13 protein-coding genes are annotated in these 17,948 nt (G+C 60.6%); 12 read left to right on the plus strand and 1 reads right to left on the minus strand.

The genetic code is table 11. The features are described from left to right. From IRZ31_RS12600 to IRZ31_RS12635, 8 genes are all read left to right on the plus strand, one after another. Window positions 1–700: response regulator (locus IRZ31_RS12600; protein ID WP_297154176.1), on the plus strand; the 700-nt coding region annotated here is incomplete at its 5' end. Between the two features lie 23 nt (window positions 701–723). Then, window positions 724–2,127, plus strand: a complete 1,404-nt coding sequence (locus IRZ31_RS12605) for a DUF4388 domain-containing protein (RefSeq protein ID WP_297154178.1) — start codon at window positions 724–726, stop codon at window positions 2,125–2,127. A 2-nt stretch (window positions 2,128–2,129) separates the two neighbouring features. Continuing rightward, window positions 2,130–2,564 carry a response regulator gene (locus IRZ31_RS12610; protein ID WP_052888274.1) on the plus strand — a complete coding sequence of 145 codons (435 nt, stop codon included), beginning with the start codon at window positions 2,130–2,132 and terminating at the stop codon, window positions 2,562–2,564. Between the two features lie 511 nt (window positions 2,565–3,075). Further along, on the plus strand, window positions 3,076–3,441 hold the full coding sequence (locus tag IRZ31_RS12615) for a response regulator (RefSeq protein ID WP_052888275.1): 366 nt from the start codon (window positions 3,076–3,078) through the stop codon (window positions 3,439–3,441). Window positions 3,442–3,524: 83 nt separating this feature from the next. Further along, window positions 3,525–4,133 (plus strand): chemotaxis protein CheW, encoded by a 609-nt coding sequence (locus tag IRZ31_RS12620; protein WP_297154182.1) that lies wholly within the window; start codon window positions 3,525–3,527, stop codon window positions 4,131–4,133. A 56-nt stretch (window positions 4,134–4,189) separates the two neighbouring features. Next, window positions 4,190–6,349 (plus strand): methyl-accepting chemotaxis protein, encoded by a 2,160-nt coding sequence (locus IRZ31_RS12625; protein WP_297154184.1) that lies wholly within the window; start codon window positions 4,190–4,192, stop codon window positions 6,347–6,349. Window positions 6,350–6,511: 162 nt separating this feature from the next. Further along, window positions 6,512–11,305, plus strand: coding sequence for a response regulator (locus tag IRZ31_RS12630; RefSeq protein WP_297154186.1), 4,794 nt, complete (start codon window positions 6,512–6,514; stop codon window positions 11,303–11,305). A gap of 171 nt (window positions 11,306–11,476) precedes the next feature. Beyond that, window positions 11,477–11,701 (plus strand): hypothetical protein, encoded by a 225-nt coding sequence (locus IRZ31_RS12635; protein ID WP_297154188.1) that lies wholly within the window; start codon window positions 11,477–11,479, stop codon window positions 11,699–11,701. Between the two features lie 231 nt (window positions 11,702–11,932). Here the strand turns inward: IRZ31_RS12635 and leuB are convergent, their stop codons facing one another. After that, the gene (gene leuB, locus IRZ31_RS12640) at window positions 11,933–13,042 is read right to left on the minus strand and encodes a 3-isopropylmalate dehydrogenase (protein ID WP_297154190.1); all 1,110 of its coding nucleotides are present in this window, start codon (window positions 13,040–13,042) and stop codon (window positions 11,933–11,935) included. 542 nt (window positions 13,043–13,584) lie between these two features. Between leuB and IRZ31_RS12645 the strand changes: the two genes are divergently transcribed. From IRZ31_RS12645 to IRZ31_RS12660, 4 genes are all read left to right on the plus strand, one after another. After that, the gene (locus IRZ31_RS12645; RefSeq protein ID WP_223258497.1) at window positions 13,585–14,043 is read left to right on the plus strand and encodes an NADH-quinone oxidoreductase subunit B; all 459 of its coding nucleotides are present in this window, start codon (window positions 13,585–13,587) and stop codon (window positions 14,041–14,043) included. A gap of 3 nt (window positions 14,044–14,046) precedes the next feature. Then, on the plus strand, window positions 14,047–14,787 hold the full coding sequence (locus IRZ31_RS12650; protein WP_297154192.1) for a hypothetical protein: 741 nt from the start codon (window positions 14,047–14,049) through the stop codon (window positions 14,785–14,787). Continuing rightward, on the plus strand, window positions 14,780–16,111 hold the full coding sequence (locus IRZ31_RS12655; RefSeq protein WP_297154194.1) for an NADH-ubiquinone oxidoreductase-F iron-sulfur binding region domain-containing protein: 1,332 nt from the start codon (window positions 14,780–14,782) through the stop codon (window positions 16,109–16,111). The genes IRZ31_RS12650 and IRZ31_RS12655 overlap by 8 nt, the downstream gene beginning before the upstream one ends. Window positions 16,112–16,284: 173 nt before the next feature. Continuing rightward, a partial coding sequence (locus tag IRZ31_RS12660) for an FAD-dependent oxidoreductase (protein ID WP_297154196.1) occupies window positions 16,285–17,948 on the plus strand: 1,664 nt, incomplete at its 3' end.

Consider the following 17,948-nt stretch of genomic DNA (forward strand, 5'->3'; position numbering starts at 1 on the left):
GGTAGGAGACGTCCTGTTATATGACATGGATGGAGATGGGGAGGGGGCTAGAGGAAGAGAGGGGGAGAAGCTGCTGCAGCCTCCAAGAAGCTGGCCGGAAGCTCGCTTTACTGTGATCATGGGAAGCAGCTCCGTCTCGCGAGGCCGGCTAGAGGAGCTAGGCGTTGTGGCCTTTTTGCTCAAGCCCTTTGACGTGGGACGGCTGTTACGCTACCTCGGTACCCTGCAGCGGCTGGTTCAGACGAGCGAAGAACGAGGCGAGTATTTCATCAGCGATCGGCAGGGGTCTGAAGGCCAACGGGCCCGGGTGCTGATCGTCGACGACGACGTTGACGTTGCTCAGACAATTCAGCAATCCCTCAAGGCCGTTGCTGACTACGAGCTAGCGGTGGCTCACGATGGGTTAGAGGCGCTGGAGCGTTGTGTCGAGTGGCGACCGCATTGCGTAGTTGCCGACCTGATCATGCCCTGGATGAACGGCTATCAAATGATGCGCTGTCTGAAGCGCAGTGCGCTGCCCAGCCCGCCGGCCTTTGTGCTGATGAGTGCCCTGACGCCACGGCAACTGGAGCGCAGGCCCTATCTACGAGAAGAGAAGTCGGTGGTCTACGTCGAGAAGCCCTTCTTTGTCGAGCACCTGCAGGCAGCGATTGAGCAGGCGCTGCAGAAACTGGCACCGGCAACGCGACCACTTGCATAGAGAAGAAAAGGAAGAAGAGAAGAATGGAGCAGCAAGATCGTATTATGGATGGTGACCTGCAGACGCTGGGTCTGCAGTCCATTCTCAAGATGCTTGCCCTCAGCGGTAAGACAGGCACGCTGTTTGTCCATTCCGGTCCTGAGACGCTTTCGATCGCTTTGCGCAAGGGCCAGATTGTGGCCTTGCGCGAAGAGGGCGCCCCCCAGCTTGATCTGCTCACCATGCTCTGTCTGCTCAATCGGCTTGATCCACGCAGGGCGCAGATGATTCGCGAGCTGGCGCGAGGTGATATGCAAGTGGCACTGGCGCTGCTGGTTGAACGAGGCTGGATGAGCGCTGAGGAGATGCAGCGTCGGCTGGAGTTTGCCGTGACCCAGTCGATCAGTCACGCCTTACGCTGGGCCGAGGGGCGTTTCTCCTTTCATCGGCGCCTGCTGGCGATCGAGAGCCGTATGCAGCCGCTCGACATTGACTCAGTCCTGCTAGAGGCCCTGCGCCAGGCTGATGAATGGGAGGAGATGGGTGAGCTACATTTGACGCGCGCCAGTGTAGCGCGTTGGCTGCCGGAAGTCAAAAACAGCAACGACCTGCGCAGCCTGGGGCTGAGCCAGGAGTACATCGAGGTGCTCTCGCTCTGTAACGGCGAAATCCCCTTGCAGGCCATCTCACTGGCGCTGATGATGCCGGAGGCGCGAGTTGCCCGTCTCATGGCCCGCTTGCTGGAGCTAGGCTTGATCGAGTTAGTGGACACCGAGCTGGAGAAAGCCCTTCAGCATGACCTGCACGATCTCCTGATTCGCTGCCAGCACACGCTCTGGCAGCAGCGCAGGAATGTCAGCCCTGAGCAGCATCTGCTGAATCTCATTCGTGTGCTGGTTGAATGCATCAATGGTCTACTAGTCCATCACGGGCGCTTTGCCAGGAGCCTGCGCGGGAGGGGGCATGTGCCCACAGGTGAAATCATTCGCTATCTTGAGCGTACCTTCTCGCAGCCTTTGCAGCTCCTGGCAAAGCAGTATTATCCCATTCTTGAGACAGCCAGCTTTGTCGATGGGCAGCTTGACTGTGGTGATATCCTGACCCTGGACAAGCTGGTCAAAGGTGAGCAGCTAGAAGAATTTTATTGGGAGGCGGTCGTGGGGTTGTCGGCGTTCTTGCGAATGGTTTTTACCGCCGTCTTGCAAGATGAAGTCGGCAATTCGCACACGAGACAGCAGCTCAACGTTGCCTGGAAGGCCTTTCTGACCGAGATCGACGCTGAGATACAGGAATATCAGAAGGTCAGAGCCTATCGCAACGTCCAGCGAGCCAGGGGGCGTGAGTTTCAGCCGCAACCGCCACGTCGAGGGGAGGAGGGACAATGGCAAGGGTTCCCGGAGAGCGGTAGCGCCTACGGGTGGCCTGAGACGCGAAGGAGGTCGATCTAAGCATGTCAGCAGTACCGACGGTACTGGTTGTAGATGATAGCCCCACCGTGCGCAAGATTGTGCAGATGACCCTGCAGCGCGAAAATATCCGTGTCATTGCCGCGGGCGATGGGCTGAGCGCCCTCACCTCGGTAGCGGACGAAATGCCAGCACTGATTCTCCTGGATGTGCAGCTGCCCCGCATGGACGGGTACCAAATTTGCCAGATCATACGAAAAAACTTGCAGTTTAGACAGATACCTATTATTATGCTCAGTGGGAAAGATGGTTTGTTCGACAAGATGCGCGGTCGCCTAGCCGGCTCTACCGAATACATCACGAAACCCTTCGATTCTGCCGAGCTGGTCCAAACGGTCAAGAAACACCTGGTCAACTGGCAGGAGCGCGTCCCTCCTCGCTACGAAGGTATGCGCCCGCGGCTGCGTCGCCGCGGTTAGGGAAGGGGGCGGTTCTCTCAGTGATCTGGGTCTGTCTAAGGGGGTGCTGGGCCAGCTTCGACGGTAGAGCAGGACAGGACAGGGCAGTGGGGCCAACCAGGGGAAGGAGAAGACGCTCTGATCGACGTCTCGGGTCAAGTCAAGTCGAGTCACTACCGGAGGTGAGTGGTGAGACAGAGAGAGGGCGCAGAGAAGGAAGGCCGAGGGAGGGGGAAGAGACCGCCCGGCGGCGGTCCAGAACTCGACGAGACGAGGCGAAGCGAGGCGTAGGAGGACCGATCGGTCAGCGCGCATCACAGGCTTGCCTCCCTATCTGATCTGTCAGTTCGCTGGCCAGGCCCACAGACAGCATAGTGGTGCTCCGCTTGCTCCATAACGTAGCTCTGGCCCGCTGTCAGATCCAGGTCAGAACACAGCCCGAACCCGCGTAGAGATTACAGCGACTGGCCTTTCTTTCCTAAAAAGCTAATGTTTTGACTCTGGAGAAGTTACAACAAGAGGTATAGGGGAAATGCCAGGGCAGAAGGTGCTCGTTGTAGACGACAGCTGGACTGAACTCACAATGATCGCAACCCCACTGCGCAACAGTGGCTTCGAGGTGGTAACAGCGGTCGACGGTGACGAGGCTGTGGAAAAAGTTTTTAAGGAGCGTCCACAGTGCATCGTCCTGGATGTAGTCCTGCCTAAACAGAGCGGGTTTCAGCTGTGCCGCAAGCTCAAATCATCGGAGCTAAGTCGGCATATCCCGATCATCTTGCTGACAAGCAAGAATACACCCCTCGATCGCTCCTGGGGCCTGCGGCAGGGCGCTGATCTATACATGACCAAGCCCTTTAACGAGGAAGAACTGGTAGCCAATGTGCGCCGGCTCCTGTAGCCTAGCCAGCTTCAGTCAGCGACCCTAGACAGGCGAGGCAAGGGGGACAGCCCGATGTGCGACCAGAAGCTGGGAGTAATCCTGTGGCAAGCGATGACCTGAACATGTTGCAACGCGCTCTCCTGGCTCAGCAGCAACGGGGAGCGCATCCTCCGGCATGGGGGGCCTCGGCGTTGCAGCCTGAGCAAGTGCGGACCAATACGGCAGCTGCTCCCGGTGTACCCACTGAGGTACCCGGCGAGCAGTACCTTGCTTTTACTCTGCTCGATCTGGAGTTCGCTTTCAAAGCGGAGTACATTCAAAGCGTGGAGCGCCTGCTCGACGTGACCCCAGTCCCGAATGTTGCTCCCTGGGTCCGAGGGGTGATCAATCTCCGCGGCTCCATCGCTTCCGTGGTGGACTTGCGCACCTTCCTGGATAGGGAGCCGCTACCCTACAATCCACGCACTCGCCTGCTATCGGTGCAATATAATGAGATGGTGATTTGTCTGGTGGTGGATAGCGTCAGCGAGATGCTCCCCATTCCTGACAACGTTATCGCCAGTGTGAGCACACGCCAGACCAATATTCCACAGTGGGTTGCTCCCTATGCCGCCGGAACGGCAGTGCTCGGCAAACGTGCCATTATCTTGCTCGATGCCGCACGTTTGTTGTTCTCGGAAAAGATGCAACATTACGAAGCTCTGGATTAGGATAGGACCAACAGTGCAGCCATTGTTCTGTATTTTCTATAGAGGAGGTCTGGCGGATGAACCCGGATCGTAATCGAGGTGGGATGACGGTAAGCGGCCTGATGAATTTGGGGTTGGCCGTCTCCGCCATTATCCCGGCCTTCCTGCTCATCCTGGTGGGCATCTATGCCCGGCTGAGCATGCCCACCGCCGATACGTCGGTCCTGATCGTCGTGGTCATTATCTGCGCTATCGTTGCTCTTTTGGCGGTGGTCATCACCAATTACCTGGTCAATAGCCGTATCAAGGACCGCTTCCTGGCCCTGGCCGATGTCTGCCACGATTTCGCCGGGGGAGATCGCCGAGTGCGCGCCCAGGTAGATGGCGATGATGAGTTCGCCCGCCTGGTCGCTTCGGTGAATACAGTGCTCGATCAGCAGAGTGCGCAGGCGAACAGTGCCTCTGGCCTGGGCTCCGGCAGCGACGCCGCCGCTCTGCAGGCTCAGATCGAGAAACTGCTCCAGGAGGTGAGTGCCGTCGGCGATGGTGACCTGCGTGTCCAGGCCGAGGTGACTCCCGATACGCTGGGCGTGCTCGCCGATTCCTTCAACTACATGATCGAGGAGCTGGCCAAGGTGGTCGGTCGAGTGCAGAGCACGGCCATGCAGGTGACCAACGCCACGCGCCGTATTCTGGATCGCGCCGCCGAGCTGGCCCAAGCCTCCGAAATGCAGGTGCAGCAGATCTCGCAGACCACTGAGGCGGTCGAGGCTCTGGCCATCTTCATCCAAAATGTGGCCCGTAACGCTCAGCTGAGCCATGAGGCCGCTCAGGAGGCTTTGCGCAATGCCCAAAGCGGTCAGGAAGCTGTGCGCCAAACGATCGAAGGCATGATGCTGATCCGCGAGAACGTCCAGGAGACGGCCAAGAAGATTAAGCGCCTGGGCGAGCGCTCGAACGAGATCGGCGAAATTGTACGTATCATTGAGGATATCGCTGATCAGACAAACCTGCTCGCACTCAACGCTGCCATTCAGTCGGCAATGGCTGGCGAGCATGGCCGCGGCTTCGCTGTGGTGGCCGATGAGATCCGCCTCCTGGCCGAGCGCTCGACAGAGTCGACAAAGCGGATCGCCACCCTGGTCAAGAGTATCCAGGGCGATACCTATGAGGCGGTGGTGGCTATGGAAGATAGCACGCAGGAGGTGGTCAAGGGGTCTCAGCTCGCCGATGAGGCTGGGCGCGCTCTGAACTCGATCTATAGCGCCGTGGAACGCCAGGCCCAGATGATCGAGAGCATTGCCCGCGCTGCTAATGAGCAGACCAGTGTGTCGGAGGCCGTGGCGGTGGCTATGAGCCAGATCTCCGAAATCACTCGTCAGACCAACGCTGGTACCCAGGAGGCTGCCGCTAGCGTGAGCTACCTGGCCGAGCTGGCCGATCAGCTCCGCGCTTCGGTCTCGACTTTCCGCCTGCCCGATCATGTGCTGGAGTCGATCAATAGCAGTATGGCCACTGGCCCAGGGGCTGTGCCCGGCCTGCCTGCTGGTAGCGATCAGTTCTATGCCTCCTCGGGCGATGGTTGGATGCAGCCGCAGCAGCAGAGCTACGGCGCTAATTTCCCGCCGCTCCCTGAACCGGAAAGCGCTGGCCTGGTGGCAATGTCTTCGCCCGTGGCGCAAAATCAGCATCAGGCTCAGTTCGGCTTCCCTGCCTCCGCGCAGGAGTTCGGCGCTGTCCCTGGCTTCTCCGACATGGGCTCCTTCGGCAATACCGGCCAGCAGGATTTCGGAGCCGCTTTCGGCTCAAGCCCCGCTCCCTCCTTTAACCAGGAGTTCGGCGCTTCGGCTTTCTCTAACCCGCAACCTTTCGAGGCTCAGCGGGCCTTCGGCTCCTTCGATCCCTTTGCTAACCAGGGCTTCTCTGGCCCGCAGGGACAGTCGGCTTTCTCGCAGCAGCCTTTCGCTAATCCCCCCGCGTCAGGGGCGGGCTTCGGCGGCTCTGGCCAGGGAGCAGTCCCCTACTCCGGTGGCGGTCAGTTCGGTTCGGTTCCTCCGCAGACCTTTGGGGCGCCACCTCAGTCGGGTCAGGGACAGGGTCCGCAGCAGCGTCAGCCCTGGACCCCGCCAGGAGCTGCTCCTCAGCAGTCGCCGCATCAACAGCCGGGTCAGTCGCCGTTCCCAAAGCCAGAACAGACGCCTTTCCCGCGAGGGAATAACGGACAGTTCGGCCAGTAGCCGTTGCACCATCAGCATCAGGCGAAGACGGAGGGAGGGGCGCCCAGGACTCCGACCAGGGGGCGAGGTCGGGCCAGCGCCCCCCGCCGTGTTTCTACGTTTCGCGCCTCGGCATCCCGCGAAACCGAGTTCGATCGACTAGAATAAGTGGGTGCGTGCAGCATGTCAAATACATTTGATAAACTGTCAGTGCTCGATTCGTTTATCGAAGAGGTGAAGAGCTACCTGCCAGAGATCGAGGCGAACCTTGACCGCCTGGCTCAGTCTCCCGGCGACATGGATGCTCTCGAAGAGACCTATCGTCGCACGCATACAATCGGCGGCTCAGCCTCGATGATGGATTTCCCCGGCCTGGCCCATGTGGCTCATGGCATGGAGGATATTCTGGGGGATGTGCTCGATGGCCTGACTACCCTCGATGAGCCTACGCTGGCCCTGCTGCGTCGTTCTCTGCGACGCCTGCATGTGCTGATCGATGGAATTCGCGATAATTCCGTCAACCAGGATGCCATTATTGCTGAAGACGATGCCGACTACAGTCGCTATCGGGCCCTCCAGGAGGCCGCTGGGAAGGTTGTCCCGGGTTCGCCCGATCTGGCCTCTGCTTCCTCCCAGCCATTGGAGCCTCAATCTCAGCAATCGGTCGCCCCAGAGCACTACGCACAGGAATACCAGGACTATCATACAGATCAACCAGGCTACCAGGGTCAGCCCCAGCAGGACTATTATGACTCTCCGCGCTACCACGCTCCCACGCCGCCTTCTCAGCACTACGGTTTCCAGGAGGATGGTGATGGTCTGGGCTTAGGCGAGTCCTATGCGTATCAGCAGCGGTCGGTATCCGCCTCTCCTCCTCAGTCGACGCCTTTGCCCGAATCGCCCTATCCGCCTTCGACCGGTCAGGAGGGATCGCTGCCGTCCTTCGATGAGATGCTGGCTGCCTTTCGTACTCCCAGTACTCCGCCCGCTGAGGAACCACTCTGGCCGGAAGATCCCGTTCCACTCTCTCAACAGTCACCCGAGACGCCAGTGTCTCCTGCCTCGCCCGCCGCCCCGGCAACTCCGAGCGCCCTAGATATGTTAGCCGCCAGCTTCCGCAGTTCCGAGGGAGCTCCTTCGCCGGCTGGCTCTCCTCCTGGCGAGGAACAGTCGCGCTCGCCTCGCGCTCCTTCGCCCTTGGAAGAGCTGGTCAATCGCTTTACTGCACCTCAACCCGAAGCTCAGGGCCAGGCCACCGTTGCCGATGCAGACCTGGGTGCTCTCCCGGATTGGTCGCAGTCGCAGCCGTCTGTTCCCTATACCCAGTTTGTACAGCCGCCTCAGCCGCTGCAACCACTGCCAGAGCAGCCGTTGCAAGCACCGCCGAGTTGGCCACAGCTCGGGCCGCACCCGTCTGAGCAACCTTCGGGCCTGACCGAGGAAGCGCTTGTCTTGCCTGCCTCTGCCTCTCGGCTCTATAGCGATCTGCGCCAGGGGACCCTCTCGCTTGAAGAGCAGGTTAATACGCTGCATACCCTGCTGGCCCAACTGCAGCAGGCTGTGAGCATCATCGAGGAGCAGCGCAGCGAGTTCCGCGGCTTCCTTGATGGCTCGAAAGATGCTCTGGAGCGGATGGAAGACTGGGCAGGCCAGGCGATGGGCCTCAATCTGCGCAAAAGTCCCGAGAAGGTACGCCGTTATCTGCCGCTCTCAGTGATGTGGGTGGTTAATACCAAGCTCAAGAAGGTGCTTGAGCTGCTCTCGCGCATCACAAGCGGCGTTGAGGCGACCGATGAGCAGATTCAGACCACTCTGCACCAACTTCGCAGCTCGGTCGAGGCTTGCGGCGACTTGTTGGAGCGCCTGCCCCAGGCGCTGGCCAATCAAGAGCCGGGTTGGACGCCCTGGCAGATGCAGGTCGCTCGCGATGTGAGTGGAGTGCGCGAGCGCGTGACCTTTGAGCGCCAGGGAGATCTGGCAGCCTTGCGCGCTGAGCTGGAGGCAAAGATCCGCGAAGAGCTGCGCCGTGAGTATGAGCAGCGTCCTCTCTCTCTGGCTGCACGTATGGAGCTGGAGCGCCAGATTCGTGAGGAGGTGCGCCAGGAATTTGAGCGCCAGCGTCAGCTTCAGCATGAGATCGTTGGACCCGATGGACAGGAAAGTTATGAGGAGCTGGTCAAGCGGCTGCGCAATGAGATTGAGATTGAGGTGCGCCGTGAATTTCTGGCTCAGCTGACAGGGAACGCTGATCTAGAGACGGGTGCCAACCTGCAGCAACCACTGTCGGGCAGTGGGCCGCTGCCTGCGCTGGAGATCCCACGGGCTCAGGTCAGCCCTCCACCTGTGGTCGCTCCGCCACCGCCACCTTCACCTGTCCCTGCTCCTTCTATGTCGTCAGCAGGTAGCGGCTCGGCGGTCAGTGAAGGCACTGACTTTGGCGAGGAGGCCGCTGAGATCTTCCGACTGGAGGCGGAGGAGCATCTGCAGACAATCAGTATGAATGTGGCCGCTCTGGAGAAGTCGCCTGAGGATCGGGATATTCTCCAGAGTATCCGACGCGCGACCCATACCCTTAAAGGGGCAGCGGGTATGATGGGCTTCCGCCTCATCGCGGACCTCTGCCATGTCTCCGAGGATCTGCTCGATAGTATCATGGAAGGCCGGGTTGCCATCACCCCGCCTGTAATCGGCATCATTCTCGATACAGCGGAGACCCTCGATCGCCTCATCAATAACCGGGGCGATGATCGCCCAACCCTGGAAGCAGCTGTGGCGGCTATGCGAGCACGCTACGCTGAACTGCTTGGTGAGCAGCAGCTCTCCCCTTTGCCAGCTGAAGAGGAGCTGGAGAGCCTTCTCGATAGCAGCGAAGGCCCTGATAGCTCGACCTTCTCTCGTACCGTCTCCGAGGCCGCTTCCTCCGCCGGCGAATTGCTGATGCAACGTTCACCAGCTGCTGAGCTGAGCGTGCGTGTGCGTCTGCAGAAACTGGATGAGCTGGTGAACCTCTTCGGCGAACTGTTGGTCAACCGCAGCGCTCTTGAAGAGTATATCCAGCGCCTGATGCGCCTGGTGTCCGATGTGAGCATGAGTAGTGAGCGCCTGCGCGATGTGGGCCAGAAGCTGGAGAGCCGCTTTGAGGCGGCAACCCTGCCCAGTGGGCGCGTGGTCCAGGTTCCTCCCGGGGCGGGCAATGGCGCCTCTCGCTTGCCTGCTCTCCAGGCCGGACGCCCTGTTCCTACCGGCAACGACGAGCCAGCACACCTGGCTGAGTTCGATGAGCTGGAGCTAGACCGCTATACGGAATTCCATCAGCTCACCCGCGGCCTCAGCGAGGGTGTCTCGGACATGATCACTCTGAGCAGCGAGATGGAGGCGGTCATCCGCGAGTGCGAGAGCATTTTCGCCCGCGAAAGCCGTTTAAGCACCACCTTCCAGGACCGCCTGATGAAGACGCGCCTGGTGCCGCTTTCGTCGATGATCCCGCGCCTCTATCGTGCGGTCCGCTCCGTCGCTCTCAAGCAGCATAAGGAGATCAACTTTGTGACCGAAGGCGAGGATACAGAAGTTGATCGCACGGTCTATGAGGAGATCGCCGGTCCGCTGCTGCATCTGATGCGCAACGCTGTCAATCATGCCATCGAGGAGCCAGAGGTGCGTGTGCGCAAGGGCAAGCCAGCCGCAGGCCTCGTCAAGCTCTCGGCCTCCTACGAAGGCAATCAGGTAGTGATTACGGTGCGCGACGATGGGACCGGTATCGATCCCGAGAAGGTGCGTCAGGCAGCCATTGCCCGTGGACTGATCCGGCCCGATCAGGTTCTCTCACCCAGCGACGTCATCGATCTGATCTTCCGCCCCGGCTTCTCGACTGCTGAGGTGGTCAGCGAAGAAAGTGGGCGTGGCGTGGGCCTGGATGTGGTACGCGATAGCATTTCACGTCTGCGGGCCACGCTGGAGGTCGATTCGACGCCGGGCCAGGGTACCGCTTTCACTATGAAGTTCCCGACCAGCCTGGCCATTCAAAGCGTGATGATGGTACGCGTCGGCGACCAGCAGTATGCTGTCCCGACAACGCTGGTCGAGGCCATTGGACGGCTCGATACCTTTAAGCGCACAACTCACGGCGGGCGCCCGGCGGTCGTGGTGCAGAACGATGTCTATCCACTCAGCCAGCTTGCCCACTATCTCAAGCTACCTGCCGGCGAAATCGATGAGCGCTCTCCGCTGCTCCTGGTGAATACAGGTCGCCATCGTGTAGCCCTGGTGGTTGACGAAGTCAGGACCCGCATGGATGTGGTGATGAAGAATCTGGGTCCCCATCTGCGCCATGTGCATGGAATCGCTGGCGGCACGGTGCTCGGCAACGGGCGTGTGATTCTGATCCTGGAGCTGAACGAGCTGCTCTCGGTGCAGCGCCGCGGCACGGGAGCCATCGCGGGGACCCTGTCGCAACCGCAAGAGAGTCTGGCGATGGCTGCGACCGCGCAAGCCCAGATGCCGGCCTCGGTGGCTGCGGCGGCAACAACAGTGACCGTCAATACTGGCGTGCTACCTGCAGTACGCCCGCCAGCGACGCCGCTTCCCTCGCAGCGGGTGGAGCGTGGCAAGCATGTGCTGGTGGTGGACGATAGCCCGAGTGTGCGCCGCGTGGTAAGTAATATGCTCAAGCAACACGGCTGGGAGGTCCAGACAGCTCGCGATGGCGTCGAAGCCCTGGAGCTGATCTCTAGTCAGCCACCGGCAGCAGTCCTGCTCGATATCGAGATGCCGCGTATGGATGGCTACGAGCTGATGGCCACTGTCCGCTCACAAGAGCAGTATCGCACCTTGCCGCTGGTGGTCCTGACCTCACGTGCAGCCTCGAAGCATAAGCAGCGCGCCATGCAGCTTGGGGCCAGCGCCTATATTGTCAAACCCTATCAGGATGAGGAGCTGATCTCGACGCTGAATCGCCTCGTCTATGGCGCCAGTGCCTAGGTCAGCGGGCAGGAGGGCCGGGCCAATCGGCGAGTGATATGCGGGCGCTCAACTGCTGCGCCGCTCGTAGTCGCGTCGCGGCTAATGACATCGCTCCTGCGCATAGCGTAGCCGCGCATGGCCCGGCCTGATCGGCCTGTGGGAATGAAGCCAGGAATCACAAAGCGAGCAATGGGTGTAGAACGAGCGGTCACGCGCTGGTATGTGCAGCGCCAGCGGCTGCTCACCGAGATTGAAAGTCTTGAGCAGGCTCTTATTGAGCAAGAGCAGAGGGAGCAGCCGTCAGAAGGAACGGAACAGGGGGAGGAGCAGCGGCAGCAGCTTCTTGCCCGTCTAGAGGAGGCGCGAACGCGTCTCCAGCACCTGGGACCCTGCCCGAAACCAATGATGGGCTAGGAAGCAATAGGTTGCTGCAGGTGGCAGCTTATCCCAGCGGGGAGCTGCCTGACAGTGCTCGCCGCACCTGCGCACAGACTGCTCCGTCCCACCGGCTGCCTGCCGTCTCTTACCTGCTTCCTCACTGGCCTGCCTGTTCCTGTCGCTTGAACTGGCTGCGCCTGAGCAAGGTAAAGGCGACCAGGCAGCCGAAGAAGTAAGGAAGGCAGGGCAGGATAACCTCGCCGTCGATCAGGATGAGGTCGCCGTGACAGCCTCAGCGATCAGACGGCCCATCTCCTCGGTCCCGACGATGGTTTTCCCCTCTTCCTGCAGATCTTCGGTACGATAGCCGGCATCGATCACCTGCTCAACAGCGCGCTCGACCGCCTGAGCCTCTGCCTCCAGACTCAAGGAGTGCCGCAGCAGCATAGCCAGCGAGAGGATCGAGGCGATTGGATTGGCCTTGTTCTGGCCGGCGATATCGGGGGCCGAGCCGTGAATCGGCTCATAGAGGCCGAAGGTGCCGTGTGCTGTCCGCCGCGTCCCCAGGCTTGCCGACGGAAGCATGCCCATAGAGCCAGCCAGCATCGAGGCCTCATCAGTCAAAATATCACCAAACATATTTTCCGTCACGATCACATCGAAGCTAGCTGGACGGCGGATCAGATGCATAGCGCAGGCGTCGACCAGTAAATGCTCAAAAGCGATGTCGGGATAGTCAGCGGCGACGCGCTCGGCCACACGACGCCAGAGGCGAGAGGAGCTGAGCACATTCGCCTTATCGACTGAGGTCACCTTCTTTTTGGTACGACCTCGGGCCAACTCGAACGCCGTGCGTACGATGCGCTCGATCTCCCCTTCGCTGTAGAGCAGAGTATCGATGGCCTCCTGGCCGTGTGGGGTCTGGCGGATCTCGCTAGGCTTGCCGAAATAGATGCCGCCCGTAAGTTCACGCACAACCAGCAGGTCGGTCCCCTCAAGGATCGAAGGCTTCAGCGTTGAGGCGTTCAGCAGCGCCTTAAACGGGCGCACCGGGCGCAGATTGGCGAACAATTCCAGCTCTTTGCGCAGGCGGAAGAGGGCGCGCTCAGGCTGGACCTTGGAGTTGGGTCCTTCGTAGCGAGAGACGCCTCCCACAGCGCCGAACAGGATGGCATCACTCTCTTGGCAGAGGGCCATCGTCGCATCGGAAATAGCATCGCCCTCGGCCTCAATGGCTGCGGCTCCGACGAGGGCTTGTGTCGTCTGGAAAGTGTGGCCAAAGCGGGCACCGACCCGTTCCAGCACACGCAGAGCCTGAGTGGTCACCTCGGGGCCGATACCGTCGCCTGGCAGGACGGCGATCTTGTAGGTACCCAATGCAGGAATCCTCCCTGTACGATCTTAGGCCTTGACCTCCAACTTGAGGTGAACCTACGTGGGGATAGGTTCGCTATCCGCTGGATGGACAGTGCCATGATAGCCGATTCGAGACGGCAAGGCAAGGCAGAGCGGGGACAGTGTAGGGGCAAGAGCCGGGTGGACGCTGGAGAGGAAGGGGCGCGCCAGAGCGAGGAAGCGACTGCGGAGGCCGCTCCGCGGCGGCGCCCTTTTCTGGCGTCAATGGGTGAAACGTGCTATAATAAACTGCGGACCACAAGGCCAGGAGAAGCATCGCCCCTCCCTCCGAGCGAGGAACCCCTGTTCCAGTTCCGAGAGAGCAAATCACCTCATCTTTGGCGAGGGGCAATCAGTAGAGGAGCAATCATCCTATGAGCAATACGACGAGCCAGCAAGCGGGGGAGAAAGCCTCAGTGCCTGGAACGCGGCGCAAGCCCGTTCCCATTGCGATGGCGACAGGCCCCCACGAATATACGCCTGGTGATCAAGAGCTACCGGTGGCGATTACCAGCCTAGCCGATATGCTTCAATGGGCTCAGAACTGGGCGCGCTCGCGCTCGGTGTGGCCGCTGGGCTATGGTCTGGCCTGCTGTGCCATCGAGATGATGGCGAGCGCCCAGTCGCACTATGATCTGGCCCGTTTTGGCTCGGAAGTCTTCCGTTCCAGCCCGCGCCAGGCCGACCTGATGATTGTCGCGGGCACGGTCTCGGTCAAAATGGCGCCGCGCTTACGCCTGCTCTGGGAGCAGATGCCCGAGCCGAAGTGGGTCATCAGCATGGGGCAGTGCGCCAACTCGGGCGGTGAGTTCTACGATAGTTACTACACCGTCCAGGGCGTTGATACCATTGTGCCGGTTGATGTCTACGTGCCAGGTTGTCCGCCGCGGCCAGAGGCGCTGATCGAAGGGCTGCTCAAGCTGCGCGAGAAGATTCTCAAGCAGGGCCTGAAGGTGCGCGGTGAAAAGGAAGGCGAGGTGTAGCCCATGCGTGGCATCCTGCAGGGAATGGGGCTGACCTTCAGCCACCTCTTCCGGCCCAAGGTGACACGGCTCTATCCTTATGAGAAGCCTAAATTGCCGCCGCGAAGCCGCGGGCTGATCCAGTTGATTGCTGAAGAGGGACTCAAGACCGAACTGAATCTGAAGTGCGAGGCCTGCCTGCTCTGTGAGAAGGCCTGTCCACCGCGCGCCATCACGATCGAGTACGAGCCGCTGCACCGTTGGAAGGAACGGCCCTGGTTCCGCTCCTACATTCGTGAAGGCGCTGAGAAATTCACTTCGCGCAAGATTCCCGAAGCGACCGGCATCTCCAAGGCCGGTTTCTATACGCCGCGCATCTCCGAGTATGCCACAGCCTACCCCAATCGTCCGGTCGCGCCCTGTGTGGCGATGCCAGTCAAAGATCATCTGGAGCCAGAGATTGATCTAAGTAGGGTGGATGAGTTGCTGGAGCAGTGGCCGCATGAGGCGGCGGCCCTGCCGGCCCTGTTGGATGCCGTCATGGACCATTACGGCTATCTGCCGCTGCAGGCCGCAAAGCGCATCGTCCAGGCGCGCGGTGTCGATCTCAGCGATATCTTTGGCATCGCGACGCTCAGCCCAAAGTTCAAGCCGGCGCCGGCGGTCAAGGGGATCACGCGCGATGATCAGCCCGAGCGCGGGCTGGCACCCGATAAGCGTGGGGTGTGGGGAAATATTCATCATGTGAGGCAGCCAGATGCCTGAGTTCGATTCGGCCTATCGCGTTCTGCGACGGCGCGGCGAGCCTGATCTGCGCTCGCTCCAGAGCTACCGGCAACAGGGAGGCTACAGCGCGCTCGAACGCGCTCTGCATGATCAGACGCCTGAGCAGGTGATCCAGTTGGTGAGCGAGGCCCGCCTGCGCGGGCGCGGTGGCGCTGGGCGCCTGACCGGCGAGAAATGGCGTATTGTGCGCCGTCAGCAGGAATCGCCTAAATACGTCATTTGCAATGCCTACGATGCCGATCCGCGCTCGTGGGCAGCGCGCTCTTTGTTGGAGCGCAATCCACATCAGGTAATCGAAGGAATCCTATTGGCCGCCTATGCCGTTGGGGCAACGGAGGCCTATTTGATGACGCGCAGCCTCTTCCGTGAGGGAATCGAGACAGTGCAGCAGGCGCTCAACGAAGCGTTGGAGGCTGGGTTGGTAGGCCGCTCGATTCTCGGGACGACCTTCCACTGTACGGTCAACGTGGTGGGGTTCGACATCGGCTTCATCGGCGGCGAAGAGACGGTCCAGATTGCTGTTATCAAGGGTCGGCGTGGTATGCCAGAGCAGCGTCCACCCTATCCAGCGGTCTATGGGCTGTGGGACAAGCCGACGGCCATCAACTCGCTGGAGACGCTGGCCAATGTTCCTCTGATTGTGCGCGATGGCCCCGAGGCTTTCCGGCGCCTGGGGAGCGAGACAACACCCGGCACGAAGGTGCTGACCATCTACGATGCAGTTCCCGATGCCGAGCCGCGGGTAGTCGAGGTCCCGTTTGGAACCAGCCTGCGCGAGATCCTGCGCCATGCGGGCCTGAGCCATCCAGACAGCGAGCTGCGCGCTGTCGTCGTTGGCGGTGCTGAGGGGGGGGCTTTACCGGTCAGCCTGCTCGATCTGCCTTTTGACTTTGATCCCCTGGAGGAGGCCGGTGCCATCGTGGGGTCCGGCGTCATCGAGCTACTGCCTGCTCAGACCTGTATGGTGGCCTGGGCTATGGAGCGCACACGTTATCTGAGCAACGAGTCGTGTGGCAAGTGTGTGCCGTGTCGCATCGGGGTCAAGCGCATGACGGGCGTGCTCGAAGGTCTGATCAGCGACCTGGGCGTGCGCTCGGATCTCGATCTGCTGGATGAGCTGGCCGGCTATGTTCCCGATGGCTCTCTCTGCGGCTTCGGCATCCATGCCCCCAATGCGTATAAGACAGCCCGCCGCTATTGGCCGGAGCATTTCCAGATGCATATCGAAGAGCAGCAGTGTCCAACGGGAACCTGTGTGCCGGTGCGCTCCCATCGCTTTGTCACGAAGCACGTGCTGCCCTAGATCAATAAGGAGCATGCACGGCTGTCACTACAGACGGCTCAACGGTCGGTCACACGGTCAGTCAAACAGTCGGTGTCTGGGACGCAAAGCGGCGTTCTGCCTCTGTTCTGCGCGCTGATCCAGCGTGCCAGGCACGTCGTGAGACTGCTCACTCGAAAAGAGGCATATTCGTCATGGCACTATCAATCAGAGATCGCTTCACGCCGCTTGCTCAGGATGGGCATGATGGGATGGTGCGCAACGAGGTGGGCCAGCCCAGCTTCACGCTGACCATCGACGGCAAGGTTGTGCGCGCGTACGAGAATCAGACGATCCTGAGCGTGGCGGAGGAGAATGGCATCGAGATCCCTAATCTGTGTAACGATGAGAAGCTGGAGCCGACCTCGGCCTGCCGCATGTGCCTGGTGCATATCGAGGGCTACGATCGGCCCCTCCCTTCGTGTAATACGCCTGCACAGCCCGGGATGGTGGTGCGCACTCAGTCGGATGAGCTGTTTCACATCCGGCGCACCAACCTGGAGATGATCCTCTCGGACCATAATGCCTACTGTCAGCCACCCTGCCAGGTCGATTGCCCGACTCACATCGATATCCCGGGCTATCTAGAGTTGATCGCGAAGGGATCGATGAAAGAGGCGGCGCGCCTGGTGAAGGAGGTTTTGCCCTTCCCCTATATCCTGGGCCTGACCTGCCCGGCGCCCTGTCAGAAGGCCTGTCGGCGTGCCCTGGTCGATGAGGAGATCGCCATCTGCCGCATGCACGGCCATGCAGCAGAAACCTGCCTGCTTGATCCGCCGGTGCCTTTTGTCAAGGACCCGCCGACGGGCAAAAAGGTGGCGATCGTTGGCGCCGGCCCTGCCGGTCTGACCTGTGCCTACTATCTGGCTCTCAAGGGCCATTACTGCAAGATCTTCGATATGCAGCCGCAGCCCGGTGGGATGCTGCGCTACGGCATCCCTGAGTATCGCCTGCAGAAGGATATGATGGACCGTGAGCTGAACCATGTCTGGGAGCTGGGGGTCGATCTGCAGTGCAATGTCAAGCTGGGCCGCGACTTCACCATCGATGATCTCTTTGCCCAGGGCTTTGACGCCGTCTTCCTGGCTATCGGAGCCTGGACGAGCAACCCGCTGGGAACGCCGGGCGAGGATGCTGAGGGCGTGGTCAATGCCATTGCCTTCCTCGGGGAGAAGGTCGAGGGCAAGCCCGTGCCCGTCAAAGAAGGCGCTGAGGTGATCGTCCTCGGCGGCGGCTTCACCACCTTTGACTGTACGCGTACATCGCTGCGCCTGGGCGCCAAGGTCCATACGGCCTATCGCCGCTCGATCAAAGAGATGACAGCTACGATGGAAGAGATCGAGGACGCCGAGGCCGAAGGGACTGAGCTGCTCTTCTATGAGCAGGCGACGCGCGTCATTACCGATGAGCATAATCGCGTCAAGGGCTTGGAGCTCATTAAGAACCGCCTGGGCGAGCCTGACGCCAGCGGACGCCGCCGCCCGGTCCCAATCCCTGGCTCCGAGCATGTCATTCCTTGTGATACCATTATCCCGGCCTATGGCCAGAAGCCCGATCGCTCGGTGCTCGATGAGTCCTCGGGCGTCAAGTGGACCAAGTGGAGCACGATCCAGACCAATCCCTATAATCTGATGACCGATCGCCCTGGGGTCTTTGCCGGTGGCGATGCCCAGATGGGCGCGCGCACCATCATCGAGTGTGTTGCTCAGGGCAAACTGGCGGCCCGCTCGATCCACGCCTATCTGAATGGCGAGGATATGAATGAGGTGGCGCGTCGCCTGGAGCTGGAGGAGCGCAAGCCTGACCTCTTCGATATCGT

Origin of the sequence: Thermogemmatispora sp. (assembly GCF_019683635.1) — a bacterium.
Classification (GTDB): domain Bacteria; phylum Chloroflexota; class Ktedonobacteria; order Ktedonobacterales; family Ktedonobacteraceae; genus Thermogemmatispora.

Bases quoted from the DNA above. Each gene is read 5' to 3' on its own strand.
- IRZ31_RS12645 (WP_223258497.1), top strand. From the start codon at position 13,585: ATGCTTCAATGGGCTCAGAACTGGGCGCGCTCGCGCTCGGTGTGGCCG.
- IRZ31_RS12635 (WP_297154188.1), top strand. From the start codon at position 11,477: ATGGGTGTAGAACGAGCGGTCACGCGCTGGTATGTGCAGCGCCAGCGG.
- IRZ31_RS12625 (WP_297154184.1), top strand. From the start codon at position 4,190: ATGAACCCGGATCGTAATCGAGGTGGGATGACGGTAAGCGGCCTGATG.
- IRZ31_RS12630 (WP_297154186.1), top strand. From the start codon at position 6,512: ATGTCAAATACATTTGATAAACTGTCAGTGCTCGATTCGTTTATCGAA.
- IRZ31_RS12650 (WP_297154192.1), top strand. From the start codon at position 14,047: ATGCGTGGCATCCTGCAGGGAATGGGGCTGACCTTCAGCCACCTCTTC.
- IRZ31_RS12605 (WP_297154178.1), top strand. From the start codon at position 724: ATGGAGCAGCAAGATCGTATTATGGATGGTGACCTGCAGACGCTGGGT.
- IRZ31_RS12610 (WP_052888274.1), top strand. From the start codon at position 2,130: ATGTCAGCAGTACCGACGGTACTGGTTGTAGATGATAGCCCCACCGTG.
- IRZ31_RS12615 (WP_052888275.1), top strand. From the start codon at position 3,076: ATGCCAGGGCAGAAGGTGCTCGTTGTAGACGACAGCTGGACTGAACTC.
- IRZ31_RS12655 (WP_297154194.1), top strand. From the start codon at position 14,780: ATGCCTGAGTTCGATTCGGCCTATCGCGTTCTGCGACGGCGCGGCGAG.